Source organism: Comamonas squillarum, from assembly GCF_025309455.1.
Lineage (GTDB): Bacteria > Pseudomonadota > Gammaproteobacteria > Burkholderiales > Burkholderiaceae_C > Comamonas > Comamonas squillarum.
In genome coordinates this window covers 1,733,331-1,758,432 of record NZ_CP104377.1, presented here as the reverse complement: position 1 = coordinate 1,758,432, position 25,102 = coordinate 1,733,331, and the positions used below count along the sequence as shown (strand labels likewise).

Below are 25,102 nucleotides of genomic sequence, written 5' to 3'. Positions count from 1 at the left end.
GGCTTGGTTTTTGGGGGAGGGGCCCAGGCCCCGGTTCAAGGCATCGCGGACAACAGACCCATCATCCCGTTCTGGTCCAGTGGCTTGCCATTGGCTTGCAGCTTGCCGTCAGCCCATTGCAGCTGAGACGTCATGCGGTCGCTGTTTTCGACCAGCAAGCCGGCCTGCACCAGACCGCTTAGGCGGGCATTGACATCTTCTTGCACGACGCTGGCGAGTTGCTTTTCATCAAGCTCGGCGTCCTCGTTCTCCAGCAGGTAGGTCTCGCGCACCTTGCCGGCATACAGGGACTGCAGCACGGGCTTGGGCATGTCCAGGCGCAGCATGGCCTTGAAGTCCATCATTGGGTTCAGGGGCTTGCTGGAGTCACCTTGGTAGGCCAGCGAGGCCGCCACCTCGGCCGTGCCTTCGGCGGTGCGCCAGCTGATGCGCTTGACTTCCAGCTCGGGCTTGCGCGCCAGCAGCTGCTGCATGCCCTGCATCAGCAGCATCTGCATGGCCTGCGGATCGCCCTGGATCTTCTGCGACTCTTTGGTGAACTGGTTCAGCCAGCCCGCGTCCAGGTTGTGCAGACCCAGGTCGACGGCGATGTCGTCGATCTTGTGGTCCTTTTGTACAAAGGATTTGACCGAGGTATTGATGGTGGTGTTGACCACCTCGGCTGCCAGCTGCGTGTCGGCCACCATCTTCAGCCCCGCCAGCTCTGCCGGGGCATCGCCGTTCTTGGGCGTGACCTTGAGGCTGGCCAGGTCCCACTGGAGGCTGCCCACCATGAACTCCTGGCCCGTGGGCTGGTGCATGTCAAAGCGCATGGTGTTGCCGCTCATCAGCATCTCGGAGGCCTGGCCGTCGTCTTCTTCGCCGGGCTTGCTTTGCACCAGCAGGCTGGGCATCGATGCATCGCCCTTGATGCGGCTGAAATCGGAGGACATCTCGAAGTCTGACTTGAAGCCGCCAAAGGCGAGCTTGTCCGCGCCAAATTCGCCATTGAATGCCGGCGATGTCACCTCGTTCTGGGTGTTCTTGGACCAGCCCACCTTGCTCTTCCAGACCAGAGGCGCCTTGTCCTTGAAGGCCACCACCCACTCGGGCGGGGCATCGGGATTGATGGCAAAGGTGGAGACGATTTCTGCCAGGTGCGCAATCGGCAGCGGGCCGTGGCTGATGGCGTGCTGGGCGGTGAACTGCAGCTTTTCTTCACCGGTGTCCACCGTCCACAGCGTTTGCGCGGTCGACGAGAAAATGCCCTTCTGGTAGTCCTGCACCTGCACCAGCAGCGGCGGCTTGCTCCACTCCTTGGCGGCGGTCGCAAAACCTTGCTCGATGTTGTTGCCGACCAGGTAGCCTGTGGTGGCGCCGCCTGCGGCCAGCACGGCCACGGCTGCGGCAATGCCGATGCCTAGTTTTTTCATGTGTTTTCCCCTCTGTGGTTTGAAACCGGATGGACGCAGCTTGTGGTGTGCTTGGATGCTGCGCCTTGCGTGGAGCCCGCATTGTAGAGGGCGGGCTGCAAAATCAGCAATGCGGTGCCCAGGCGCTATGTGACCAGGTGTAGCGGCGCGCAGATATTAAACGAGCCGCAAGCGGCCCGTGTGTTGGCAAGCAGAGGGGCGCTTACTGGCCCATGACAATGCCTTCGCGGCGCGGATCGGCGCCACCAAACCACCAGGATTTGCCATGCGCCTCGCCGCGCGAGATCGCCTGCAGGCCGCTGGTGAGGTTTTGCTCCTTGACCTCGGCGCCACGCGCCTGCAAGGACTGCACGGTGGCAGCGGGGAAGCGCTTTTCCTCCAGCACCGTGGGGCCATTGAGGCTGCCAAAGTTGGGCAGGTTGATGGCCTGCTGCGGCATCAGGCCCCAGTTGAGCATGCCGTACAAGGTCTTGGTGGTGTAGTGGATGATCCAGGCGCCGCCGGGGCTGCCGGCGCTGATCACGAGGCGGTCCGTGGCCTTGTCGAACACCAGGGTGGGCGCCATCGACGAGCGCGGCCGCTTGCCGGGCTCGACCCGGTTGGCGATGGGCTGGCCCTGCGCATCACGCGGCGCCAGGCTGAAATCGGTCAGCTCGTTGTTGAGCAGGAAGCCGCCGGCCAGCCCGCGACCGGTGTTGACCATCTGGCGCGAGCCGAACTGGTCTTCAATGGTTGTGGTCATCGCAATCGCATTGCCGTAGCGGTCCACGATGCTGATGTGGCTGGTGCCGTATTCCTGCTGGTAGGGCTGGCTGGCGTAGGCCATCTGCACGCTGCCTGGCCGCCCGGGTTGGGCTTGCTGCATGCTGCGCGCGCCGATCAGGCGGGCGCGCTGGGCCAGGTAGTCGGGCCGCAGCATGCTTGACCAATCCCCTGCCGGCGCCCCGACAAAGGCCGGGTCGGCCACATACTGGTTGCGGTCGGCAAAGGCCAGGCGCGAGGCCTCGGCATAAAGGTGCAGCCAGTCGGCGCTGGGCAGGCCGTCGGCGCCCAGGCCCATTTGCCCCGCCGGAGTGTTGGCCAGGATGCCCAGGATTTGCGCCACCGCAATACCGCCCGAGCTGGGTGGTGGAAAGCCGCAGAGCCGGTAGCTGCGGGTCGACGCCGGTTGGCTGGCGGGGGCGCCCGCAGCGCTGGGCGAATAATCGCTGCACAACGCCTGGCGCTTGAGCGGCTGGTAGGCGGCCAGATCGGCCAGGCTGAGCTTGCCGGGGTTGCTGGCATGGCCCTGTACCTTGCGCACGATGGCCTCGGCCACCGGGCCTTCGAGCAGGGCCTTGGAGCCGTGCTGGGCAATGCCCTGCAACACGGCGGCGTATTCGGGGTTCTTCAGCAGATGGCCAACGGGCCAGGGCTTGCCATTGGCATCGAGAAAGTAGCCGCTGGCAACCGGATCCTGGCCCAGAAATTTCTCCTGCGCAGTCAGGGCGTTCAAACGCGCACTGACCTTGAAGCCATCGGTGGCCAGGCGAATGGCCGGCTCGAACAAGCTGGCCCAGGGCAGTTTGCCGTGCTCCTTGTGCGCCATCTCCAGCATGCGGATGGCGCCGGGCACGCCCACCGAGCGGCCGCCCACCACCGCATCATGGAAGGCCATGGGCTTGCCGTCACGCATGAACAGGTTCTCGTCAGCGGCCATCGGCGCGACCTCGCGGCCGTCATAGGCCTCGACCTGGCTGCCTTGGGCATGCAACAAAAAGGCGCCGCCACCGATGCCGCTCGATTGCGGCTCGACCAGGCCCAGCACCAGTTGCACGGCAATGGCCGCATCGATGGCCGAGCCGCCCGCTTGCAGCACCTGGTAGCCGGCATCGGTGGCCAAGGGGTTGGCAGCGGCTACCGCGTATTGCTCGGTGGCCCAGCCGGGCTTGTCGGTCCAGCCGGAGCTGCCTTCGGGCTGGTCAGACGCAGCGGGGGGCTGGTATTGCAGCTTGGGCTGGCTGCTGCAGGCGGCCAGCAAGGCAGCCGTGGCGACGGCTGCCAGAGACAGCGACCAGCGGCTGATCGCAGCACGGGTAGGCGGCAAATGCGGGTGGCGGGTGTGGGACCCCGGGGACAGTCGTGGCATGGCGATCTCCTGGTTGTGGCGGCAATGTCTGGCATGCTAACCGCTTTGCCGCGACAGGCGTAGCGGACAGCACCGCTAGAGGGGCCACAGAGCGTTGCTGAATGCAGGCTGCCCAGGGCTAAGGGATCGGCGGCAAGATCAGGCCAGGATCAGGCCCATTGCGGCCCGGCGACCTGGTCCTCCACCACAAAGCGGGCCAAGGTTTGGGCGGCACTGTCCGCATACTGCGGCTGGTTGACCACGCGCAGCTGGGTGGTCCAAAGCTTGGGGGTGATGTCGCACAGCCCATAGCCGCGTTCATCGCAGCGGGCGAGCAGCACATGGGGATTGCGGGCCACGATGGCGTCGACCCGGGCTTGGGTGGTGCCCGAGTGCGAGCTGATCGAGGTGCCGCAGAATTCGCTGGCTAGCACCCGTTCGGGGCTGGCGCCCTCCAGGTACTGGATGCGGCAGACATAGTTCTGGTGAATGTCGCCGCCCAGCAGCACGGTGTTGCGCAGCTGCGCCTCAGCCATCGCGCGCAGCAGCCGCTGGCGTGCGGCGGGGTAGCCATCCCAGGTATCGGCACTGCTGCGGCCGTTGGGAAAGTGGCGAGGCGCAAACAGCGTTTGTTGGCAGATGATGCTCCAGCGCCGGCTCTCAGGATTGGCCGCGCTGTTGCCTGCCAGCTGGGCGGCCAACCAGCGCTCCTGGCTCCAGCCCAGAAAGCTGCGGCTGTTGCGCGCCAGATCGGCGCAGTCTGCGGCCTTGACGGAGGCCGGGCTTTTGTCGGTCACTGCACGGCAGGCCTGGGCATCGCGGTACTGGCGCGCATCGAGCACCCACATCGCGGCCAAGGCGCCCCAGCTTTGCTGGCGGTACAGCGGCGTGTGGGCCGGGGGCAGGGCCAGGCCAGCCTGTTTGCCGGCGACCGAGGCGCGCAGCGGCATGTTCTCGTAAAACGCCTGGTAGGCCGCCATGCGCTTGGCGACAAAGGCCTGGACTTGGCCTACGCCATCGTCGCCGACATAGTTGTCTTCAACCTCATGGTCGTCCCAGGTCACCAGCCAGGGGCAGTGCGCATGCATGGCCTGCAGGTCCGGGTCGCTCTTGTGCAGCGCATAGCGGTCGCGGTAGTCCTGCAGGCTGACGGCATGGGCGAGCGGCTGCAGGCGCGCGAGCTGGCTGCGCTGTTGCTTGGCAGCGGATGCGGGCGAGGCATATTCGTAGATGTAGTCGCCCAGAAAGACGACCAGGTCGGGATCGTCCTCGCGCGCATGGCGCCAGGCCGCGTAGTAGCCATGCTCCCAGCGCTGGCAGGAGGCATAGACCAGACGCAACCGGGCCACCGCAGCACCTGCGGCGGGCGCGGTGCGGGTGCGGCCTGTGGCGCTGGTCTGCCCCTGGCAGTGAAAGCGGTAGTGGTACCAGCGGTCGGCCTCCAGACCCTGGGCCAGCACATGCACGCTGTGGCCGCCGTCTGGGCTGGCCAAGGCCTCGCCCTGGCGCAGGATCTGGCGGAACTGCGCATCCTGGGCCAGCTCCCAGTGCACCGCCACCGGGCGCAGCAAGGGCGCGCTGGCGCTGGGCAGCAGCCGTGTCCACAGCACCACGCTGCTGGCATCGGGCTCGCCACTGGCAACGCCCAGGCCAAACAGCTGCTCCGATACCGGCCAGGGGGCCATGGCCAGCGGGGTGTTGCTATCTGCCCGCGCGATGGCCGGCAACTGGGCGGCCAGGCCCAAGGCACCCAGGCCTTGCAGCCATTGGCGCCGGTTGAGGAGCTGGGCCAGGTCTTGATCCAAATCTTGGTTCTGGCGGCCGGGTAGGACTTGCTGCGGCATAGGTCGACGGTGTAATAGCGCAGCATAGCGCTGGCGCCGATCCGCAGCAGGTTGCACAGGTACCTCGGTGACATCAGTGCAGCGTGGGGAATGGCTGGCATAAAAAACGCTCCTTAAGGAGCGTTCGTTGGTTTGGCTTCTAACTGCCTGGGGCAGATGGGCCATCCGGGTGGTTCAGCCGGCGCTTTATTCGTCGTTGTTCTTGGGGCTGGCGGTCGAGGTCAGGATATTGCTGGGGTCGTCCACCGATTCGCGCAAGGCCTTGCCTGGCTTGAAGTGGGTGACGCGCTTGGCGGGCACCTGCACGGCTTCGCCGCTGCGTGGGTTGCGGCCCAGGCGGGGTTGGCGGTGGGTGATGGTGAAGCTGCCAAAGCCACGGATCTCGATGCGTTGTCCGCGTACCAGCGAGTCTTCGATGGCCTCCAGAATCGTTTTGACGGCCTGCTCCGCATCCCGCTGCGTCAGCTGGTGGAATCGAGCGGCAAGCTCTTCAATCAGATCGGATCGGGTCATACGAATGTGGAATCTTCGTGAATCAAATAGTCAAAGCGTTGGTGGGCGCACTGGGCGCCCACCTTGTCTGCAAGCTACCGACTATACCAAGACGGGCAAGGCATGGGCCGGCAGCGGAGCCGTCAATTACTTGTCGGCGTCCAGCTTGGCGCGCAGCAGTGCGCCCAGGCTGGTGGTACCAGCATTTTCCTTGGACGATTGCTGCGACAGCGACGCCATGGTTTCTTGCTGCTCAGCGTGGTCCTTCTGCTTGATGGACAGGGAGATGCTGCGGCTCTTGCGATCCACATTGGTCACCACGGCGGTAACTTCATCACCTTCCTTGAGCACCGAACGTGCGTCTTCCACGCGGTCCACCGAGATTTCGGAAGCACGCAGGTAGCCGACGATGTCGTCGCCCAGGTCGATTTCAGCGCCCTTGGCGTCCACGGTCTTGACCTTGCCGGTCACGATCTGGCCCTTGTCGTTCACGGTAGCGAACGTGGTGAATGCATCGCTGTCGAGCTGCTTGATGCCCAACGAGATACGCTCACGGTCCACGTCCACGGCCAGCACGATGGCTTCCACTTCCTGGCCCTTCTTGTAGTTACGAACCGCGGCTTCGCCGGTTTCGTTCCACGACAGGTCAGACAGGTGAACCAGACCGTCGATGCCCGAGGCCAGGCCCACGAACACGCCGAAGTCTGTGATCGACTTGATCGGGCCCTTGACGCGGTCACCGCGCTTGGTGTTTTGCGCGAATTCCTGCCATGGGTTGGCCTTGCACTGCTTCATGCCCAGGGAGATACGACGCTTGTCTTCGTCGATTTCCAGAACCATGACTTCGACTTCGTCGCCCAGGGTCACGAGCTTGGAAGGCGCAACGTTCTTGTTGGTCCAGTCCATTTCGGACACGTGCACCAGACCTTCGATGCCTGGTTCCAGTTCCACGAACGCGCCGTAGTCGGCAATGTTGGTGACCTTGCCGAACAGACGGGTGCTCGATGGATAACGGCGCGACACGCCCATCCATGGATCGTCGCCCATTTGCTTCAGACCCAGCGAGACACGGTTCTTTTCGGTGTCGAACTTCAGGATCTTGGCGGTGATTTCCTGGCCAGCGGTCACCACTTCGGATGGGTGACGCACGCGGCGCCATGCCATGTCGGTGATGTGCAGCAGGCCGTCGATACCGCCCAGGTCCACGAACGCACCGTATTCGGTGATGTTCTTGACCACGCCTTGAACGATGGAGCCTTCCTTGAGGGTTTCCATCAGCTTGGCGCGCTCTTCGCCCATCGAGGCTTCCACCACAGCGCGGCGGCTCAGCACCACGTTGTTGCGCTTGCGATCGAGCTTGATGACCTTGAATTCCAGGGTCTTGTTTTCGTAAGGGGTCAGGTCCTTGATCGGACGGGTGTCGATCAGCGAGCCTGGCAGGAAGGCACGGATGCCGTTGACCAGAACGGTCAGGCCGCCCTTGACCTTGCCGGAGGTGGTACCGGTCACGAATTCGCCCGATTCCAGCGCCTTTTCCAGGGCCAGCCAGGAAGCCAGACGCTTGGCGGTGTCGCGCGACAGAATGGTGTCGCCGTAGCCGTTTTCGATGGAACCGATGGCCACGGACACGAAGTCACCCACTTGGACTTCGATTTCGCCCTGGTCGTTCTTGAATTCGTCGATTGGCACATAGGCTTCGGACTTCAGGCCGGCGTTCACCACCACGAAGTTGTGCTCAACGCGCACGACTTCAGCAGTGATCACTTCGCCAGGACGCATTTCGGTGCGTGTCAACGACTCTTCAAAAAGGGCGGCAAAAGATTCAGACATGTATTTCCTTAGACACGGGCAGGTTTCCGGCAGCACTATTGCTGACGTTTTTATGGCTGGCCGTGCAGGTTGTGTGGTTGTGACACCACGGGGTTCAAAGTTAAACAACCCGGCAACCCATGGCGGTTAGATCCACCAGTAGAAGGTTGCAGGGGCGGGTAACACCGCCGCCAAAGGCAGGAGAAAGGGCGCGCTGGGCGCCTCAGGCCGGCTCTTTGCCAAACGGCTGTCGCTTTTCCCACCAGGACAGCACCTGAGCGACCGCGTTGTCCACGCTCATCTCGGAGTTGTCCAGCAAGAATGCATCCTGCGCTGCATGCAAGGGGGCGGTGGCGCGGTTCATGTCGCGCGTGTCCCGCGCCTCAAGGTCAGCACGAAGGTCGGCTATTGTAGCCGGTATTCCTTTTTCAATCAACTGTTTATGGCGGCGCTCGGCGCGCTTGGCGGCGCTGGCCGTCAGATAGACCTTCAAAGGGGCGAGCGGGAAAATCACCGTGCCCATGTCGCGCCCGTCGGCCACCAGGCCCGGCAGCTGGCGAAAATCATGCTGGGCCTGCACCAGCGCCTGGCGCACGGCGGGCAGCGCTGAGACCAAGGAGGCGTTGGTGCCCGCTTCTTCGCTGCGGATGGCCAGGCTGATGTCCTCGCCATCGAGGCGCACGCGCTGGTCGGCGCCAAACTGGATGTCCATCTGCGAAATCAACGCGGCAATCTGGCTGGCATGCTCGGCATCGATCGGGATGCCAGCGCGGGTGGCGGCCAGGCCGGTGATGCGGTAGAGCGCGCCCGAGTCGAGCAGGTGGTAGCCCAGCTGCTCGGCCACGGCCGAGGCCACGGTGCCCTTGCCCGAGGCGCTGGGCCCGTCGATGCAGATCACCGGAATAGAGCCGGGCACCGCGCGCACGGCCGAGAACATGGCCTCGAAGTAGCCGGGGAAGGTCTTGGCCACACACTTGGGGTCTTCAATACGCACCGGCAGGCCGGCGGGGTTGAAGGCGGCCAGCGAGAAGCACATCGCTACGCGGTGGTCGTCATAGGTGTGGATGCTGGCGGGCTTCCAGGCCTCGCGGTTCGCGGGCGGGGTGATGGTCAGGTAGTCCGCGCCTTCCACCACGACAGCGCCGAGCTTGCGTAGCTCGATGGCCATCGCCGCCAGGCGGTCGGTTTCCTTGACACGCCAGCTGGCGATATTGCGCAAGGTGGTGGTGCCATTGGCGTAGAGCGCCATCGCAGCCAAGGTCATGGCTGCGTCGGGGATGTGGTTGCAGTCCATGTCGATGGCCTGCAGCGGCCAGGCGCCCCGGCGGATCTCCAGCCAGTTGGGGCCGCTGGTGATGGCCGCACCCATCGCGCGGGCGGCATCGACAAAGCGGATATCGCCCTGGATGGACTGCGCGCCCACGCCCATCACCTTGACGACGCGGTCCACGCTGGAGGTGCCGCCCTGCGCATTGGGCCGGCTGCCCTTGCTGGCGGCAATGGCGCCCAGCGCGATGAAGTAGCTGGCCGATGAGGCATCGGCCTCGACATGGATCTCGTGCGGCGACTGGTAGCGGCTGCCGGCCAGCACGGTAAAGCGCTGCCACTGATCGTTCTTGATCTGGATGCCAAAGCGTTTGAGCAGCTCCAGCGTGATGTGGATATAGGGCTTGGAGATCAGCTCGCCAGCGACTTCGATGATGATGTCCTGGCGCGTGGCCACCAAGGGCAGCGCCATCAGCAGCGCGGTCAGGAACTGGCTGGAGACATCGCCGCGCACCGTGATGGGCGTGTTCAGCTGCAGCTGCGCGGCCGTCACGGGCTGGATGCGCAGTGGCGGAAAGCCCTCGTTGCCCAGGTAGTCGATCTGGCAGCCCAGCTGGCGCAGCGCATCGACCAGGTCGCCGATGGGGCGTTCGTGCATGCGCGGCACGCCGCTCATCTCGAACTGGCCGCCGAGCAAAGCCAGCGCAGCGGTCAGCGGCCGCATGGCCGTGCCGGCATTGCCCAGGAACAGCGCGGTGCTGCGGGCGGCCAGCGCGGGCGCCAACTGGCCGGCGATGCCGGTGATGTGGTAGCTGTTGAGGTGGGCCGGATCGGTGCTGCGCACCACGGCGCAGCCCAGTTGCTCGAGCGCGCGCAGCATCACCTGGGTATCGTCGGAGTCGAGCAGGTCATGGATGGTGGTGGTGCCCGCGCTCAACGCGGCCAGCAGCAGCACGCGGTTGGAGATGCTCTTGGAGCCGGGCAGCTGCACTTCACCATGGGCGCTTTGCAAGGCGGGGATATCGAGAAATGCAGTGGAGAACATGGCGGGCTCTGCTGTGGGGTAGTTGCGCCAGGCCTGCTGCGCAGGCGGCGCGGTGGTCGCAAACGAAGGTGGCGCTGCCCGGTATCAGGCAGCGCCACTGGCTATTATCGGTCCACCGGCTGGGCCAGTGCCTGCGCTGGGCCGATCAAGCGGTGGTTTTGTGCTTGGACAGCGACTCTGGCGTGTAGAGCTTGCCCTGCTTCCACTGCGCGCGGGTGCTGCTGGCCTCGCGCAGCAGCTGCTCGAGCGCGGGCTGGTCGTCGCTCAGCAACGCGGCCTCGTAGCTGCCCAGCATGTGCTGCAGCGACTGGATCTGCTTGAGGATCTCGCTGCGGTTGGCCAGGAAGATATCGCGCCACATCTGCGGCTCGGCGGCGGCGATGCGGGTGAAATCACGAAAGCCGGGGCCGGCGAGCGACAGCATGCGGTGCGCGCCGTCTTGCGACAGCAGCGAGTTCATATAGGCCATGGCCACCAAGTGTGGTGCGTGGCTGCTGGCGGCCAGCGCGGCATCGTGCTGCTCGGGCGCCATGCTGGTCACATGGGTGCCAATGGCCTTCCAGATGGCCTCGGCCTGGCGCAGCTGGGCGACCTTGGTCAGCTCAGTCGGGGTAAGCACCACCTGGGCATCGCGGTAGAGGTTGACGTCGGCATGGTCCACACCAAAGACTTCCTTGCCGGTGATCGGGTGGGCCGGCACAAAGCAGCCAAAGCGGTCGCGCAGCGCACGGCGCGCGGCAGCCACCACATCCATCTTGGTCGAGCCCACATCCATCACCAGGGTGTCGGGGTTGATCAGGTGCTTGATGTTGGCCAGGGTCGACTCGGTCGAAGCGACCGGGATGGCCAGCAGCACCAGATCGGCGCCCGAGACGGCCTGCAGGGCCGAGCTGGCTTCCTCGTCGATGACGCCCATCTGGCGCGCGCGGCTGGTGGTGGATGGCGACTTGCTGTAGCCGACAATGCGTTTGACCAGCCCCGCCCGTTTGGCTGCAAGGGCAAATGAGCCGCCCATCAGCCCGCAGCCGATCAGCGCCATATGTTCAAACTTTTTCACCGATTCAACTCCCGACAGGGTAGGCGCCGAGCACCTTGTAGAACGCACACAGCGCGCGCAGCTCATCCAGCGCCTTGGCCACATGGGGCTGCGACGGGTGGCCGTCCAGATCAATATAGAAATAGTATTCCCACTGGCCGGTGCGGGCCGGGCGGGATTCGAAGCGCGTCATCGACACGCCATGCTTGCTCAGCGGCATCAGCAGCTCATGCACGGCACCGGGCCGGTTGGGCACCGAGACGACCAGGCTGGTGCAGTCCTTGCCACTGGGCTCGGGCGTGGCCAGCGTGTGGGGCAGGCAGATGATGGCAAAGCGCGTGCGGTTGTAGGCATCGTCCTGGATGGCGTGGCTGATGATGTGCAGGCCGTACTGCTGGGCCGCACGCTCGCCGGCGATGCCGGCCATGTTCGGGTGCAGGGCCGCCAGGCGCGCGCCTTCGGCATTGCTCTCGACCGGGCGGCGCTCGGCATGGGGCAGGTGCTTGGAGAGCCAGCCCTGGCACTGGGCCAGCGCCTGGGGATGCGCGGCTACGACCTCAATGCCTTCGAGCGAGTTGGTCGTGCGCATCAGGTTGTGGCGGATCAGCAGGCTCACTTCGCCCACCACGTGGCAGGGCGTGTGCAGGAACATGTCCAGCGAACGCGTGACCACGCCTTCGTTCGAGTTCTCCACGCCGACCACGCCAAACTGGGCACTGCCCGCAGCAGTGGAGTGGAAAACCTCTTCAAAACTGTTGCAGTACTTGATGTCGGCAGCGCCGCCAAAGTACTGGATGGCTGCCTCTTCGCAGAAGGTGCCGGCCGGGCCCAGGATGGCGACGCGCTGGGGCGATTCCAGCGCCAGGCAGGCGGACATGATCTCGCGCCAGATGGCCGAGACATGGGCGGCCTTCAAGGGGCCAGGGTTGGCGTTTTCGATCTTCTGGATGACCTGGGCGACCCGGTCCGGGCGGAAGAAGGGCGTGCCTTCGCGTTTTTTCAGCTCGCCCACCCGTTCGGCAACCAGGGCGCGCTGGTTCAGCAAGGTCAGCAGCTGCGTGTCGAGATTGTCAATCTGGACACGCAGTGCGGCGAGTTCGGGGGACGCTTGGGGTGAAGTGCTCATGGTGGCCTGGGTGTGCGATGCGGGCAGCTCCCGGGGAGGCTGCCAACCAGTAAGAATAACGTAAGAGTGTTTCCCGGGCAAAACCGGGGCGTTGCTGATCAGCCCTGTTTTTCAAAACTTTGCATATAGTCCACCAGCGCCTGCACGCCTGCCAGTGGCATGGCGTTGTAGATGCTGGCACGCATGCCGCCCACCGACTTGTGGCCCTTGAGCTGCAGCAGACCGCGCGCCTTGGCGCCATCCAGAAATGCCTGGTTGCGCGATTCGTCCTTGAGGAAGAAGGGCACATTCATGCGCGAGCGGCAGTCGCGCGCCACGCGGTTCTCATAGAGCTGCGAGCCATCGATGGCCTGGTAGAGCAGCTCGGCCTTGGCGCTGTTGCGTGCTTCGAGCGCGGCAACGCCGCTGGCAGCGCCTTCTTGCTGGCGCAAGATCCATTCAAAGGTCAGCCCGGCGATGTAGATGCCCCAGGTGGGGGGCGTGTTGTACATCGACTGGTTGTCGGCGACCAGGCGGTAGTTGAAAGCGCTGGGGCACATAGCCATCGCGTGGCCGAGCAGGTCCTCGCGCACGACGACCAGGGTCAGGCCGGCGGGGCCCAGGTTCTTTTGTGCGCCGCCAAAGGCCAGGCCCACGCGGCTCCAGTCCACGCTGCGCGATGCCACATGCGACGAGAAATCGATCACCAGCGGCGCCTGGCAGCCCAGGCTAGCCAGATCGGGCAGCTGCTGGAACTCCACGCCATTGATGGTCTCGTTGCTGCAGATATGCACATAGCGCGCATCGCTGCGCAGCTTCCAACTGGCGGGATCGGGGATATGGGTAAAGCCCTGGGCTTCGTCGGTGGCGGCGACTGCGGCGTTGCAGAACTTGGCCGCTTCCTTGGTCGACTTCTGGCTCCAGCTGCCGGTGACGACAAAATCGACGGCGCCGCCTTGCGACAGGTTGAGCGGCACGATGGCGTTCTCGGCCAGGCCACCGCCTTGCATGAACAGGATGTGGAAGTTCTGCGGCACGGCCAGCAGCTGGCGGAAATCGGCTTCGGCCTTCTCGCAGATCGAGATGAACTCCTTGCCGCGGTGGCTCATCTCCATCACGCTCATGCCGCTGCCGCGCCAGTCCAGCATCTCGCTGGCTGCTTGCTGCAGCACGTCTTCAGGGATGGCGGCCGGACCGGCCGAGAAGTTATAGGGGCGTTGCATGGAAGGCCTTGTTGGCTCGCACAGCGAGCGGTGATAGCTATGAAAAAGAGAGCATAAGAGTGCAGGAAAAAGCCATGTCGCAACATGGCTTTTCTGTGCAGGCTTAGGAGCCGTCTGCCGGGCTTGGGGCGTCGTCGCCGTCTGCCGCCTCGGCGCCATCGGCCGCATCGGCGAGCTCGTCTGCCTGCGCATCGTTCTCGACAATGCGCTGCAGGCCGCTCAGCTTGGCGCCTGCATCCAGGCTGATCAAGGTCACGCCCTGTGTGGCGCGGCCCATCTCGCGGATCTCGGCCACCCGGGTGCGCACCAGCACGCCGGTGTCGGTGATCAGCATGATCTGGTCATCCGGGCTCACCAGGGTGGCGGCCACGACCTTGCCGTTGCGCTCCGACTGCTGGATCGCGATCATGCCCTTGGTGCCACGGCCGTGGCGGGTGTACTCGACGATCGAGGTACGCTTGCCGTAGCCGTTTTCGGTGGCGGTCAGCACGCTGTGCAGCGTCTCGCGTGGCAGCTCGCCCAGCGCCGCAATGGCGGCCAGGTCGGCCGCTTCCAGCGCGGCGCGGGCCTCGTCGATCTGCTTGCGCACCGCGTCAATATCAGCCGCCGGTGCCTGGGCGTCCTGCAGCTCCTTGTCGCGGATCTGCAGGTTGTCCAGCGCGTCCTTGGCCTTGCGCGCTTCGACTTCGGCCGGGTGCTGCTCGGCCACCAACATGGCGATCAGGTTCTGGCTGTCGTCGATGTTCATGCCGCGCACGCCGCGCGCATTGCGGCCCATGGGGCGCACATCGTTTTCATCGAAGCGCACGGCCTTGCCGCCATCGCTGAACAGCATCACATCGTGGCGGCCTTCGGTCAGTGCCGCGCCAATCAGCACGTCGCCATCGTCCAGGCCCACGGCGATGATGCCGGCCTTGCGCGGGTTGCTGAATTCGTCCAGCGAGGTCTTCTTGACGGTGCCCATGCGGGTGGCCATGAAGACGTAGTGATCGGCCGGGAAGCTGCGGTATTCGCCGGTGAGCGGCAGCACCACGTTGATCTTCTCATCGTCCTGCAGCGGGAACATGTTGACGATGGGGCGGCCACGCGAGCCGCGCGAGCCGGCAGGCACTTCCCAGACCTTGAGCCAGTACAGGCGGCCCCGGTTGGAGAAGCACAGCAGGTAGTCGTGCGTGTTCGCAATGAAGAGCTGGTCGATCCAGTCGTCTTCCTTGGTGGCTGTCGCCTGCTTGCCGCGCCCGCCGCGCTTTTGCGAGCGGTATTCGCTCAGCGGCTGGCTCTTGATATAGCCGGTGTGCGACAGGGTCACCACCATGTCGGTCGGGGTGATCAGGTCTTCGGTGGACAGGTCCTGCGCGCTGTACTCGACCTGGCTGCGGCGTGCGCCCAGCTTGGTCTGGCCGAACTCGGTCTTCAGGGCCACCAGCTCTTCGCCGATGATGGTCGAGACGCGCTCGGGCTTGGCCAGGATGTCCAGCAGGTCTTCGATGACTGCCATGATGTCCTTGTACTCGGCAACGATCTTGTCCTGTTCCAGGCCGGTCAGGCGCTGCAGACGCATCTGCAGGATTTCCTGTGCTTGCGTTTCGGACAGGCGGTAGAGGCCGTCCTGCTGCATGCCGAATTCCACTTCCAGACCTTCGGGGCGGTAGTCGTCGGCATTGATGACGCCGCCATCGGTGCGCGTGCGGGTGAGCATCTCGCGCACCAGCTTGCTGTCCCAGCTCTTGGCCATCAGCTCGGCCTTGGCCACCGGCGGGGTGGGGGCGTTGCGGATGATGGCGATGAAGTCATCGATGTTGGCCAGCGCCACGGCCAGGCCTTCGAGCACATGGCCGCGGTCGCGTGCCTTGCGCAGCTCATACACGGTGCGGCGCGTGACTACTTCGCGGCGGTGCTCCAGGAAGACCTTGATCAGGTCCTTCAGGTTGCACAGCTTGGGCTGGCCATTGATCAGGGCCACCATGTTCATGCCAAAGGTGTCCTGCAACTGGGTCTGCTTGTACAGGTTGTTGAGCACCACCTCGGGCACTTCGCCGCGCTTGAGCTCGATCACCAGGCGCATGCCGGACTTGTCCGATTCATCCTGGATGTGGCTGATGCCTTCGATCTTCTTCTCGTGCACCAGCTCGGCCATGCGCTCCTGCAAGGTCTTCTTGTTGACCTGATAGGGCAGCTCGTCGACGATGATCGACTGGCGCTGGCCCTTGTCGATGTCTTCGAAATGCACCCTGGCGCGCATCACCACCTTGCCGCGGCCGGTGCGGTAGCCTTCCTTGACGCCATTGATGCCGTAGATGATGCCGGCGGTGGGGAAATCGGGCGCAGGCACGATCTCCATCAGGTCATCGACCGTCGCGTCGGGATGGTGCAGCAGGTGCAGGCAGGCATCCACCACTTCATTCAAGTTATGTGGAGGAATATTGGTGGCCATACCCACCGCAATACCGGCCGATCCATTGATCAGCAGATTGGGAACGCGCGCGGGCAGCACCAGCGGCTCGCTTTCGGAGCCGTCGTAGTTGGGGCCGAAGTCCACGGTTTCCTTGTCGATATCGGCCAGCATTTCGTGGGCGATCTTGGACAGGCGGATTTCGGTATAACGCATGGCCGCAGCACTGTCGCCGTCCACCGAGCCGAAGTTGCCCTGGCCATCGACCAGCATATGGCGCAGGGAAAAATCCTGGGCCATGCGCACGATAGTGTCGTAGACGGCGCTGTCACCGTGCGGGTGGTACTTACCAATCACGTCACCCACGATACGCGCACTCTTCTTATAAGGGCGGTTCCAATCATTGTTCAGCTCATGCATCGCATACAGAACCCGGCGGTGCACCGGTTTCATGCCGTCGCGGGCATCTGGGAGGGCGCGGCCGACGATCACGCTCATCGCGTAATCGAGGTAGCTGCGGCGCATTTCCTCTTCCAGGCTGATCGGCAATGTTTCTTTAGCAAACTGGGTCATAGTGCTGGCATAGGTGGCGAAGTACAAGAGGCATTTTAGGCGCAAGCTGATGTTGCATGTGGGCAACATTCTAGGCCCAATGCGCTTTTGTCTTACCGTTGGCGCTACAGATAACTATGGCGATCCGGTACGCCTATGGCACAATAAGTAAGAACGTTTTTGGTGATGGTCACTGACGACGTCTTGATTCGCAGCGCGGCTGCGGCTTTTTCCCCAAGAGGAGAACCATGAAGAAACTGAACAAAGTGGCGATGTTGTTTGCCTCTGCAGCGCTTGCAACCGCCGCTGGAGCACAAATTAAGGCTGCTGACGGCGGCAATGTAGTTGACAACTGGCAAAACGGCAGCGGTGAGTTGGTCTGGAAGAACGGTACCAACGAACTGTGCTGGCGCGATGCTAACTGGACCCCTGCTACCGCTGCTGAAGGCTGTGACGGTGCCCTGGTGAAGGCTGCTCCTGCACCAGCACCTGCACCTGCTGCTACTCCAGCTGCTCCTGCACCTGCTCCAGTGGCTCCTCCAGTGGCCCAGACTCAAAAGGTCACCTACGCTGCTGACGCATTCTTCGACTTCGACAAGTCGGTGCTGAAGCCAGAAGGCAAGGCTAAGCTGGACGATGTGGCTTCCAAGGTGAAGAACATCAACCTGGAAGTGATCATCGCTGTGGGTCACACCGACTCCATCGGCTCCGATGCTTACAACCAAAAGCTGTCCGTGCGTCGCGCTGAAGCTGTGAAGGCTTACCTGGTGTCCAAGGGCATCGACAAGAGCCGCGTGTACACCGAAGGCAAGGGCGAAAAGCAACCAGTGGCAGACAACAAGACTGCAGCTGGCCGCGCCAAGAACCGTCGCGTGGAAATCGAAGTGGTGGGCACCCAGAAGTAATTCTTCTGCCTCCGCGCAAAAAAGCCCCATTCGTGGGGCTTTTTTTATGCCTGAATGCGCCTGCAGATGGTGGACAATCAGGCCATGAACCAGACTGTGAATGCCGATCCGGCCGAATTGGCCAAGTTTTCCGAGCTCGCCATGCACTGGTGGGATCCGGATAGTGACTTCAAACCCTTGCACCAGATCAATCCACTGCGATTGGGCTGGATCAATGCCATCACTCCGCTCAATGGCCAGAAGGTGCTGGATGTGGGCTGCGGCGGCGGCATTTTGAGCGACTCGATGGCGCGCAAGGGTGCCACCGTTACCGGCATCGACCTGGCCACCAAGGCGCTGCGCGTGGCCCAGCTCCATGCGCTGGAGGCGCAAACCCCCAGTATCACCTACCAGGAAATCGCTGTCGAGACACTGGCACAGCTGCAGCCCCAGAGCTTTGATACCGTCACCTGCATGGAGATGCTCGAGCACGTGCCCGACCCCGCATCGGTGGTTCAGGCCTGCCATGACCTGGTCAAGCCTGGTGGATGGGTGTTTTTCTCGACGATCAACCGCAATGCCAAGGCCTTTGCGCTGGCGATTGTGGGTGCGGAATATATCTTGCAGATGCTGCCCAAGGGCACGCATGAGTTTGCCAAGTTCATCCGTCCCTCGGAGCTGGCCCACTACTGCCGCAGCGCCGGCCTGGTGCAGGAGCACAGCAAGGGCCTGCAGTTCAATCCCTTGACGCAGCGCTACTGGCTCAACGAAGACACCAGCGTCAACTACATGATCGCAACCCGAAAGCCCGGCTGATGCAAAGATCGATACGCGCCATTCTGTTCGACCTGGACGGAACCCTGATTGACAGCGCCCCGGATCTGGGCGCGGCTGCAGACCAGATGCGGGTGGCACGGGGCATGCCATCCTTGCCGATGGCCGATTACCGGCCGTATGCCGGATCGGGCGCGCGCGGCATGCTGCGCGTGGCCTTTGGCATGCAGCCCGAGGATGCCGAGTTCCCCACCATGCGCGAGGAGTTCTTCCAGAACTACGAGCGCCGCATGACGCAGGACACCACCGTGTTCGATGGCGTGTCCGACATGCTGGCCAGCATTGTGGCGCGCCAGCTGCACTGGGGCGTAGTGACCAACAAGTCCAAGCGCTTTACCGAGCCGTTGTCGCGCCAGATGGCCTTGTTCGCCAGCGCCGGTGCCGTCGTGAGTGGCGATACCACACCGCATGCCAAGCCCCACCCCGAGCCGCTCTTTGAAGCAGCACGCCGCATCGGCGTCGATCCGCAGGACTGCGTCTATGTGGGCGATGACGAGCGTGACATCATCGCCGGCAAGGCCGCTGGCATGCACACGGTCGCCGCTGTCTACGGCTACCTGGGTGAAAAGCAGTCGGTCGCGCACTGGGAAGCCGATGATGTCATCAATTCTCCACACGAGCTCTTGAAACGGCTGAATCTGGCCTAAAATAGATGCTATGGGGCTGTCCTGGTTTCGACGTGGGTTCGGGATCGGTGTGGTGCATGTCGAGCTTGAATGACGCTCGTAAATCTCCGTTCAAAAAACTAACTGCAAACGACGAACGTTTCGCACTCGCCGCTTAAATCCGGTGAGCCTTGCAACAGTATGTTGATGGGCTGGGCAAGGGGGTAGCAATACCTCCCGGCTGCAAGGGAATTTACATCAGCTGGCCGTCTACCGGGTACCTTGGTAGATGGCAAGATCTAAGGGTACTGGCTTGCAATGCAGCGTGTGTCTGCGCGGCTTTGCAGGCGAGATTCAAACCAGAACACTAAACATGTAGATCTGCTCGACGAAGGCTGACGGACGCGGGTTCAATTCCCGCCAGCTCCACCATACAGCACAACGCCACACAAGAGGAATGCCTCTGTGTGGCGTTATTTTTTGCCCATTCGATTGTCTGTGATTGTCCAGAAAATCACACCGAAATCACACGGGCCTACTGAACGGCTTTCAGGCTGGCCTTTGGCTTCTGGAAGTCTTCCCTGATGAACTTGCCATAGGTGCGGAAAACCATTTCCACATCCTCATGCCCCAGTTGCTGGGCGACGTACCAAGGGTTGCCTCCAGCGGTCAGCAGGGTCGAGGCGTAGGTGTGGCGGATTTGGTACGGGTTGCGGTAGGGAATGCCAGACCGCTTCATGATCGGCAGCCAGGCATTCTTTCTCACCTGAGCATCGGTGGCCCATGGGTTCAGGGTCGCAGGGTTTAGCCAGATCCGAGATCCGCGCAGCTGGCTTATTGAGCGCTGAACACGCAGCGCCTCCATGGCCTCAGCATTCAAATCGACATCCCGAATACCTGCGGCGGTTTTCGGCGCTTTAATCACGCCGGCCACTTGGTTCTGAATAATCCGAGCTGTGGCTTTATCCCAATCTATATGCTCCCATTGCAGGGCTTGGAGTTCTCCAGGCCGCAGGCCGGTGTTAAACCAAAACTGGAATGTCGGTCTTTCATCCAGCCGGCAGGCGGCCAGGATGGCTACCCGCTCAGCATGAGTGAACGGGTTGATCACATAGTCACTTGCCCTGCTGGTCTGGCGAATGAGCTTCACCAGCGCGATGCGATCAAATGGGTTGGCATCTATCAACCCATCATTCAGTGCATCCTCCATGACTGACCGTAGGGGGATCAACATATTGCGGATCGCCTTGCTGGTGCAGTCCATTCCGCTGATCCAGTCGCGGAGTGCAGAGGGCGTGACCTCGGCCAGCTTGTGGCCGTGCCACTCTCTCATCCTCTCGCCGGTGATGCTCTTGGCGTAGCCCCGGAAGGTCGCCGGGGACATTTTCCCGTTGGCCACTTGCTTCTCGTAGAGTTCCAGCTGCTTTTGCAGCATTTCCTCCATTAGCGAGGATTCTCGGGTTGGCTTCTTGGCTTTGGGGCTTTCAGGGAAGTAGTCAGCATAAACGAAAGTCCCGTCTGCTACCTTGCGCTTAATCTCTGCCCGGAGGTTGCTGGCATATTGAATGCTGGCTTTATTTACTGGGCAGGCTGGAAGCAGCTCCCGGCACTGTTGAGCGTTCCAGATGAATGAGACTTGAATGCGTGGGCCGGAAACCAAATCCCGAATCAGCACGCCTGGCGGGGTAGCTGGTTTTTTATCCATTGATCAGCCTCTTTTATGTTCACGTAAAGACGGCGGGCGATAACTGCGCAGTGCGTTCCATCCAGCCACACACCATTGCGACGGCGGCAGTGCACAGCCATTGGCGTGACACCTGTGAGTTCTTCAAACTTCTCTGCCAGCACCCACTCAGGCGTCACTGTCGGCTCAGCTGGATTGGATGGTGTATCTTTATGTTTCACGATTCCTCCAGTAATTTGGCAAAAAAGAACCCCGCTCATTGGCGGGGCTCGGGTTCGTCTTGTTCGCGGAATCTGTCGCGCCGCTCTCGTAGGGCGCGGGCTCGTTTTGACAGGTTCATGTGCTTCCTTCAATCTTCCGGCGTCCTGGCTTGAACGCGCGAACATGGGGCATGCCGACAAAGATGCTTCGGCCTACAGGCTCCCATGTGGTTGTGTCATCGCTCAGATACTCGTCGTCTGGCCTGACAATGTCCACGTCTGGAACGAGCATGCGGTATGCCTGGGGGCGCGATGGGGTGCGCTGGATAGTCTCCAGCACCTTAAGCTGGCGAGTCGGAATGCCGCTGAATTCGCAGCTGTACCAGGCATCGCAATCTGCCTTGTACATTGCAGGCGCGATACGCTTAGGCTCATTGGCCCACACCTCGCGCTCTACCCAGTACCATGCGCCGTCCTGGTAGCGGTCTGCCTCACGGCTTGGGTCAGGGGTTGTCATTGGTGGCTCCATGAGGTTTCACATGCTCCCAGCTCGAACCAGGCTGCCCTGGCGCGTTGCTGTTGGTGCAGGCGTTGTCGTGGTGGGTGGCTTTGGGGCATCGTTTGTTGCCGCAATTGGGGCAAAGAACCATGCGCATGTCGGACAGCGTGACGGGGCGGCAAGTCTCGCACCAGCACTTCGGCTCCCGCTCAGGTGGGGGAGGGGCGGCCCGCGAAGCTGCCTTACGGATCGACGCGCCAATGTCGATCATCTCGCCTGGCGCGTCGTACATGCACTCATCCCAGCTTTGGGCGAGGTCTTCAATCCAATCCGGCGCAGCCTGGCGCGCTGATAGCTGGGCCTCTCTCTGTCGAAGCTCCTCCTCTTTTTGATCAAAGTGCTGCACGTATTCAGAGAGTTTGCCGTGGTACTCCTTGGCTAGGCCATCGATGTACTCAAGCTCTTGAATGACTGCTCTCACGGAATCAGCTGCTTTGGGGTTGCCTTCGCGCTCAAGTAGAGCAACAACCTCCCTAGCTCTGCGGATTGCTTCTGTCTTGTCGGTCATAGTTCGCGGCTCCTTACGCTGAATGCGGGTTCTACCTTCGCTTTGGCAGTTTTGATCCGACCCTTCAATCGAGCTTCTTCCTTCTTCAAGGCGTCCACCCGGTCATTTAAGTCGTTCAGATCCTGGCGAACCATCTTGTTTCGCTCCCAGGCATCCTGCAGCCGCGCCACCTCGTTCAGTAGGAAGTTGAACGGGTCAAAAACCTGATCGCACGCGACACAGCGCACGGTTCGGTTGTGTGAATCCAGCGTTATCTTTTCGTGCTGGCAGAAGCCAAGATGCTTCTTCTCCACGGAAAGCGTCTGCTCTGGGATTTCTGCTCCAGGAAATTGGCGAATGTTGGTGTCTTGGGTCATGGTGCTTCCTTGGGGGCGGGCTCGGCCTGAGCTGCTTCTTGGACTGTGACAATCCAGCGTTTGCCGCCACCCTCAATGTCGAAAGTCCCGCCGTGGAATTCGGCCTTGCCGATCACTGCGCCAAGCACATCGCTGGTCACATCACGCGTTTCTCCCGTGAATGCAACGCCAGCTTTGTTTATCCGGCCTAGGAAAATTCGGCCCGTTAACGGGCTGCATGCAATTCGATTAGTCATATCTCAATCCTCCTTCTTGGCCTGGGCTGCCCGCTTTGCAATCTGCAAGCAGCGGTCCTCAGCTTTCTGGGTTTGGAGCAGATGACGAGCCATGCACGCTTCATATGCTGCAAGCTTGGCCTGACCAATGGCATCATCTGAAAAGGGCTGCCATGTGCTTGCGCAGCCGGTAAGCAGCAGGGTTAGGGCTAGGACTCTCATTTGCTGTCCTTCTGTGGTTGGGCCTGGGCGGATGACTCGCCCCGCTCTGGCGTGGCTTGCGTTACTTGCCAACCAAGGCCGAAGGTGCCCACAAAAAATGGAAGTCCGCACATCAGAGCGTCCTTGGGCTGACTTCCAAACACAATGGCAAGAGTGGCGAAGAGCACGAGGGCGATGATGGCGGGGATCAGACAGAAAAGTAGTCGCATCACTGGCCCTCCCTCTGTTGGGCGCGCTGGGCGGAGATCCTGCCTGCGATCCGATAGAGTTCCTGCTGCGCCTCGCTGATCTCGTCTTCATTCAGGTCGGAGTTGTCAACGGCCCAAAACCCGATTTCGGCGTTCTCAAGTACGGCAGAGGCATACCATCTGGCAATACCGCGCGCGTGTCTGATTCGAGTTGCCATGTCAGCTCCTCTTCAGATTTGCCGCTTTGCCGCCTTCCTGGGCTGCAGCCATGGCGGCGTCGATGGCTTCGCGCAGGGACTTGTGGTCGTACTCGCCGCCGTGTGTGGCTTGCCATGGACCAGCTGCCATAGCCGGCAGATGGAGGGAGTAGAAGGCCGAATAACCACCATCGCGGGCCTCGCGGCGCTTTTGGGTTTCCAGAAAATCGAGCCGCGCCGCATCCAGCGCATCAGCGGGCTGGGCCTGGGATGCTGACCCCCAGCGCGCAAGCACTGCACGGGCAAACTGCAGGTATCCAGGTTCGCCCGTGTGGTACTGAGTGTGCGGGTTCACCTCTTTGCCAAATCGGCTTTCCGACATGCTGAAGAAACGCTCGCCCTCATTGAGCGCAACGATTTCTGCATCGGTTGGCTCTGCCAGGTCACCTGCCGAGGAATCCTCGGTAGCTGGAAGGGCTGGGGTGGCGGCAAGGGCGGCACGGAGGGCGGTTTCGATAGCGACCCATGCCTTGAACATAACTTCAAAATCTCCAGAGTGACCTGTGATTCCCCAGTTGGCTACTAGCTTCATCACGTTTTGGATCACCATCTCTCGCTCATCCGGCACAGCCACTGCTGCGGGCGCTGCCTGTGCTGCCACTGCCTGGGTTGCTGCGACATATGCCTCGATGGCTGCGCGCGCGATTTCGGCGGTGCGCTCTCCATCTTCAGCCACAAGCCTGAAGTCGTCAGGACCCATCGTGCCGTAGCTCCATGCGCTCCAGACGCGAAGGCAGTCGTATGTATCGCCCAGCGCCGCCGCTACCGCATCGATTACTGCCTCCGGCAGCTCGTCGTTAGTAGTCAGGGCGGGCAGGCAATGTGCAGCCCCCTCGGCAGTCTTGAGGGGAGCGGAAGAGTTGTTTTCAGCCATGTTGGGCCTCCAATTTCAGGATTTGGGTGTTGATCCGGCGGCCTATCCAGCGCGCCACGGGTACGGCCCAGCTATTGCCCAGCGCTTTGTAGCGGGGGCCGTCTGGGCATTGATCGGCAGGTTTGCCGCGCCAGGGGATCGCGGTGTAGCCAGGTAAAAATCCCTGGAGTTTTTCGCACTCTTCAGGAGTGAGGCGGCGCACTTGGCTGTTGACCACTACGCCGTTGTGTCGGCGCGGGCCGTTATTTGCGTCCAAGGTGGCGTGTGTTTCACCAAGGCGTACGCCAGATTGGGACGATTGAAATGCGATAGGCGAATGGCTGGCGATGAAGTGGCCTGCTGCGGCTCCTTCGGGCCGTCCACCTGCTCCACCCGCGAAGCTGTTGCGGCAGATTGCTCCGACAACTTCGGGCAGCTCATGAACCACGAACGTTTCGGATTCAAAATCTTGTCTGCCAGAGGCGGTGCCAGAGGCGTTGAGCGCTGTGCTTACATCAAGCGGGCCAGAGGTGCGATTGCCTCCAAAGCACTCAACCACTAAGGTGGAGTGCCCATGGTTAGCATCCTGCCCACTTGCGCCCTGCAGGCGTCCATAACTGGCATCAAGAGTGCCAACTACAGGCTGCAGGTATCCACTGCAGGCCTCGTCAGTCCCTGGGAAGCCGCCAGCTCCAGTGCGGCTTGCAAGCGTTCCGGCAGCTTCTTCCCCCGTTTCTCTGCTCGGCGCAGAATCCCGGCGCATGCCGTCCCACTCAAAAAGAACCTGGGCGGGATCAAACCCTGGTCGAGCACTTGAGACAACAAACACACGGCGGCGTCGTTGGGCCACTCCGAAGTATTGGGCGTCCAGGGTCCGCCATGCGACTGAGCGCGTGGGTCCATAGACACAACCAGCGTTCGACCATTTGCCCCCTGGTGGCTGCAGTGGGTCATCTTCTCCGGCAAGGCCAGCCAGAAAGCACCCGAATGCGTTGTCTTTGGTGTTGAGGACGCCGGGGACGTTTTCCCACTTGATGACACAGGCGGGCTTTCCAGCACGGGATCTAATAAGGTCAATTGCATTTGCAAGCTCCACGAATTTGAGGGTTAGATTGCCTCGGGCGTCATCCAGCGAGTTGCGTAGGCCGGCAACGCTGAATGCCTGGCACGGCGTGCCGCCAGCCAGCACATCAGGCGCAGAGACTTCGCCGATAAGGACTCGCCGGGCAATGGTGGTCATGTCGCCCAGGTTGGGGACGGTGGGATAGTGGTGAGCCAGCGCGGCCGCAGGGAAAGGCTCAATCTCGGCCAGCCAGGCTGCGCGCCATCCCAATGGGTGCCACGCGACACTGGCCGCCTCGATGCCGCTGCAGACTGAGCCGAATTCAATGGTGTCCATGGCGTAGGAATAGAAGAAGCCCGCCTCGATTGCTCAGGGCGGGCTGTGAATAGGG

23 protein-coding genes and 1 other RNA gene are annotated in these 25,102 nt (G+C 62.3%); 4 read left to right on the top strand and 20 right to left on the bottom strand.

Annotation, left to right across the window (positions count from 1 at the left end; translation table 11 throughout):
* Nucleotides 1-35 precede the first annotated feature (35 nt).
* The 10 genes from N4T19_RS08225 to gyrA form a co-directional block, all read right to left on the bottom strand.
* Nucleotides 36-1,412 (bottom strand): YdgA family protein, encoded by a 1,377-nt coding sequence (locus N4T19_RS08225; protein WP_260719883.1) that lies wholly within the window; start codon nucleotides 1,410-1,412, stop codon nucleotides 36-38.
* Between the two features lie 202 nt (nucleotides 1,413-1,614).
* Nucleotides 1,615-3,540, bottom strand: coding sequence for a gamma-glutamyltransferase family protein (locus N4T19_RS08220; protein ID WP_260719882.1), 1,926 nt, complete (start codon nucleotides 3,538-3,540; stop codon nucleotides 1,615-1,617).
* Nucleotides 3,541-3,689: 149 nt separating this feature from the next.
* A complete protein-coding gene (locus N4T19_RS08215; RefSeq protein ID WP_232539393.1) occupies nucleotides 3,690-5,324 on the bottom strand; it encodes an alkaline phosphatase D family protein in 1,635 nt (544 codons plus the stop codon).
* Nucleotides 5,325-5,549: 225 nt separating this feature from the next.
* Complete coding sequence (locus N4T19_RS08210; RefSeq protein WP_021027333.1) at nucleotides 5,550-5,876, bottom strand: integration host factor subunit beta; 327 nt, start codon at nucleotides 5,874-5,876, stop codon at nucleotides 5,550-5,552.
* Nucleotides 5,877-6,002: 126 nt separating this feature from the next.
* Entirely contained in the window at nucleotides 6,003-7,685 is a 1,683-nt protein-coding gene (rpsA, locus tag N4T19_RS08205) for a 30S ribosomal protein S1 (protein WP_116924423.1), read from the bottom strand.
* Between the two features lie 202 nt (nucleotides 7,686-7,887).
* A complete protein-coding gene (locus N4T19_RS08200; protein WP_116924422.1) occupies nucleotides 7,888-9,975 on the bottom strand; it encodes a bifunctional 3-phosphoshikimate 1-carboxyvinyltransferase/cytidylate kinase in 2,088 nt (695 codons plus the stop codon).
* Nucleotides 9,976-10,120: 145 nt separating this feature from the next.
* Nucleotides 10,121-11,014, bottom strand: coding sequence for a prephenate dehydrogenase (locus N4T19_RS08195; RefSeq protein ID WP_232539687.1), 894 nt, complete (start codon nucleotides 11,012-11,014; stop codon nucleotides 10,121-10,123).
* 22 nt (nucleotides 11,015-11,036) lie between these two features.
* Nucleotides 11,037-12,137: a prephenate dehydratase gene (pheA, locus tag N4T19_RS08190; protein ID WP_021027337.1), complete on the bottom strand. Its 1,101-nt coding sequence runs from the start codon at nucleotides 12,135-12,137 to the stop codon at nucleotides 11,037-11,039.
* Nucleotides 12,138-12,235: 98 nt separating this feature from the next.
* Entirely contained in the window at nucleotides 12,236-13,339 is a 1,104-nt protein-coding gene (gene serC / locus N4T19_RS08185; RefSeq protein WP_116924420.1) for a 3-phosphoserine/phosphohydroxythreonine transaminase, read from the bottom strand.
* A gap of 103 nt (nucleotides 13,340-13,442) precedes the next feature.
* Nucleotides 13,443-16,304, bottom strand: coding sequence for a DNA gyrase subunit A (gene gyrA / locus N4T19_RS08180; protein ID WP_116924497.1), 2,862 nt, complete (start codon nucleotides 16,302-16,304; stop codon nucleotides 13,443-13,445).
* Nucleotides 16,305-16,531: 227 nt separating this feature from the next.
* Here gyrA and ompA point away from each other — a divergent pair, with 227 nt between their 5' ends.
* The 4 genes from ompA to ssrA all read left to right on the top strand — a co-directional run bounded on the left by ompA (nucleotide 16,532) and on the right by ssrA (nucleotide 19,038).
* Nucleotides 16,532-17,188: an outer membrane protein OmpA gene (gene ompA, locus N4T19_RS08175; protein WP_182342710.1), complete on the top strand. Its 657-nt coding sequence runs from the start codon at nucleotides 16,532-16,534 to the stop codon at nucleotides 17,186-17,188.
* Nucleotides 17,189-17,272: 84 nt separating this feature from the next.
* Nucleotides 17,273-17,983, top strand: a complete 711-nt coding sequence (gene ubiG, locus N4T19_RS08170; protein ID WP_260719881.1) for a bifunctional 2-polyprenyl-6-hydroxyphenol methylase/3-demethylubiquinol 3-O-methyltransferase UbiG — start codon at nucleotides 17,273-17,275, stop codon at nucleotides 17,981-17,983.
* A complete protein-coding gene (locus tag N4T19_RS08165; protein WP_021027342.1) occupies nucleotides 17,983-18,648 on the top strand; it encodes an HAD-IA family hydrolase in 666 nt (221 codons plus the stop codon). Before ubiG ends, N4T19_RS08165 begins: the two co-directional genes overlap by 1 nt.
* Nucleotides 18,649-18,660: 12 nt before the next feature.
* Nucleotides 18,661-19,038: a transfer-messenger RNA gene (gene ssrA, locus N4T19_RS08160) on the top strand.
* Nucleotides 19,039-19,141: 103 nt separating this feature from the next.
* On the opposite strand, the gene N4T19_RS08155 is transcribed toward ssrA, so the two are convergent.
* The 10 genes from N4T19_RS08155 to N4T19_RS08110 all read right to left on the bottom strand — a co-directional run bounded on the left by N4T19_RS08155 (nucleotide 19,142) and on the right by N4T19_RS08110 (nucleotide 25,047).
* Nucleotides 19,142-20,311, bottom strand: a complete 1,170-nt coding sequence (locus N4T19_RS08155) for a site-specific integrase (protein ID WP_260719880.1) — start codon at nucleotides 20,309-20,311, stop codon at nucleotides 19,142-19,144.
* Complete coding sequence (locus N4T19_RS08150; protein ID WP_260719879.1) at nucleotides 20,275-20,511, bottom strand: excisionase family protein; 237 nt, start codon at nucleotides 20,509-20,511, stop codon at nucleotides 20,275-20,277. Before N4T19_RS08150 ends, N4T19_RS08155 begins: the two co-directional genes overlap by 37 nt.
* A gap of 115 nt (nucleotides 20,512-20,626) precedes the next feature.
* A complete protein-coding gene (locus N4T19_RS08145) occupies nucleotides 20,627-21,007 on the bottom strand; it encodes a hypothetical protein (protein ID WP_260719878.1) in 381 nt (126 codons plus the stop codon).
* Entirely contained in the window at nucleotides 20,994-21,557 is a 564-nt protein-coding gene (locus N4T19_RS08140) for a hypothetical protein (protein ID WP_260719877.1), read from the bottom strand. The genes N4T19_RS08145 and N4T19_RS08140 overlap by 14 nt, the downstream gene beginning before the upstream one ends.
* On the bottom strand, nucleotides 21,554-21,913 hold the full coding sequence (locus N4T19_RS08135) for a hypothetical protein (protein ID WP_260719876.1): 360 nt from the start codon (nucleotides 21,911-21,913) through the stop codon (nucleotides 21,554-21,556). Before N4T19_RS08135 ends, N4T19_RS08140 begins: the two co-directional genes overlap by 4 nt.
* Nucleotides 21,910-22,149, bottom strand: a complete 240-nt coding sequence (locus tag N4T19_RS08130) for a DUF7446 family protein (RefSeq protein ID WP_260719875.1) — start codon at nucleotides 22,147-22,149, stop codon at nucleotides 21,910-21,912. The genes N4T19_RS08135 and N4T19_RS08130 overlap by 4 nt, the downstream gene beginning before the upstream one ends.
* Before the next feature lie 197 nt (nucleotides 22,150-22,346).
* Complete coding sequence (locus N4T19_RS08125) at nucleotides 22,347-22,559, bottom strand: hypothetical protein (protein ID WP_260719874.1); 213 nt, start codon at nucleotides 22,557-22,559, stop codon at nucleotides 22,347-22,349.
* Nucleotides 22,559-22,756, bottom strand: a complete 198-nt coding sequence (locus tag N4T19_RS08120; RefSeq protein ID WP_260719873.1) for a hypothetical protein — start codon at nucleotides 22,754-22,756, stop codon at nucleotides 22,559-22,561. Before N4T19_RS08120 ends, N4T19_RS08125 begins: the two co-directional genes overlap by 1 nt.
* 1 nt (nucleotide 22,757) lies before the next feature.
* Nucleotides 22,758-23,669 (bottom strand): hypothetical protein, encoded by a 912-nt coding sequence (locus N4T19_RS08115; protein WP_260719872.1) that lies wholly within the window; start codon nucleotides 23,667-23,669, stop codon nucleotides 22,758-22,760.
* On the bottom strand, nucleotides 23,662-25,047 hold the full coding sequence (locus N4T19_RS08110) for a DNA cytosine methyltransferase (RefSeq protein WP_260719871.1): 1,386 nt from the start codon (nucleotides 25,045-25,047) through the stop codon (nucleotides 23,662-23,664). Before N4T19_RS08110 ends, N4T19_RS08115 begins: the two co-directional genes overlap by 8 nt.
* Between the last annotated feature and the right edge of the window lie 55 nt (nucleotides 25,048-25,102).

Coding starts and splice junctions, on each gene's coding strand:
- N4T19_RS08225 (WP_260719883.1), bottom strand. CDS start 1,412: ATGAAAAAACTAGGCATCGGCATTGCCGCAGCCGTGGCCGTGCTGGCC.
- N4T19_RS08220 (WP_260719882.1), bottom strand. CDS start 3,540: ATGCCACGACTGTCCCCGGGGTCCCACACCCGCCACCCGCATTTGCCG.
- N4T19_RS08210 (WP_021027333.1), bottom strand. CDS start 5,876: ATGACCCGATCCGATCTGATTGAAGAGCTTGCCGCTCGATTCCACCAG.
- rpsA (WP_116924423.1), bottom strand. CDS start 7,685: ATGTCTGAATCTTTTGCCGCCCTTTTTGAAGAGTCGTTGACACGCACC.
- N4T19_RS08200 (WP_116924422.1), bottom strand. CDS start 9,975: ATGTTCTCCACTGCATTTCTCGATATCCCCGCCTTGCAAAGCGCCCAT.
- N4T19_RS08195 (WP_232539687.1), bottom strand. CDS start 11,014: ATGGCGCTGATCGGCTGCGGGCTGATGGGCGGCTCATTTGCCCTTGCA.
- pheA (WP_021027337.1), bottom strand. CDS start 12,137: ATGAGCACTTCACCCCAAGCGTCCCCCGAACTCGCCGCACTGCGTGTC.
- serC (WP_116924420.1), bottom strand. CDS start 13,339: ATGCAACGCCCCTATAACTTCTCGGCCGGTCCGGCCGCCATCCCTGAA.
- gyrA (WP_116924497.1), bottom strand. CDS start 16,304: ATGACCCAGTTTGCTAAAGAAACATTGCCGATCAGCCTGGAAGAGGAA.
- ompA (WP_182342710.1), top strand. CDS start 16,532: ATGAAGAAACTGAACAAAGTGGCGATGTTGTTTGCCTCTGCAGCGCTT.
- ubiG (WP_260719881.1), top strand. CDS start 17,273: ATGAACCAGACTGTGAATGCCGATCCGGCCGAATTGGCCAAGTTTTCC.
- N4T19_RS08165 (WP_021027342.1), top strand. CDS start 17,983: ATGCAAAGATCGATACGCGCCATTCTGTTCGACCTGGACGGAACCCTG.
- N4T19_RS08155 (WP_260719880.1), bottom strand. CDS start 20,311: ATGGATAAAAAACCAGCTACCCCGCCAGGCGTGCTGATTCGGGATTTG.
- N4T19_RS08145 (WP_260719878.1), bottom strand. CDS start 21,007: ATGACAACCCCTGACCCAAGCCGTGAGGCAGACCGCTACCAGGACGGC.
- N4T19_RS08140 (WP_260719877.1), bottom strand. CDS start 21,557: ATGACCGACAAGACAGAAGCAATCCGCAGAGCTAGGGAGGTTGTTGCT.
- N4T19_RS08135 (WP_260719876.1), bottom strand. CDS start 21,913: ATGACCCAAGACACCAACATTCGCCAATTTCCTGGAGCAGAAATCCCA.
- N4T19_RS08130 (WP_260719875.1), bottom strand. CDS start 22,149: ATGACTAATCGAATTGCATGCAGCCCGTTAACGGGCCGAATTTTCCTA.
- N4T19_RS08125 (WP_260719874.1), bottom strand. CDS start 22,559: ATGCGACTACTTTTCTGTCTGATCCCCGCCATCATCGCCCTCGTGCTC.
- N4T19_RS08120 (WP_260719873.1), bottom strand. CDS start 22,756: ATGGCAACTCGAATCAGACACGCGCGCGGTATTGCCAGATGGTATGCC.
- N4T19_RS08115 (WP_260719872.1), bottom strand. CDS start 23,669: ATGGCTGAAAACAACTCTTCCGCTCCCCTCAAGACTGCCGAGGGGGCT.
- N4T19_RS08110 (WP_260719871.1), bottom strand. CDS start 25,047: ATGGACACCATTGAATTCGGCTCAGTCTGCAGCGGCATCGAGGCGGCC.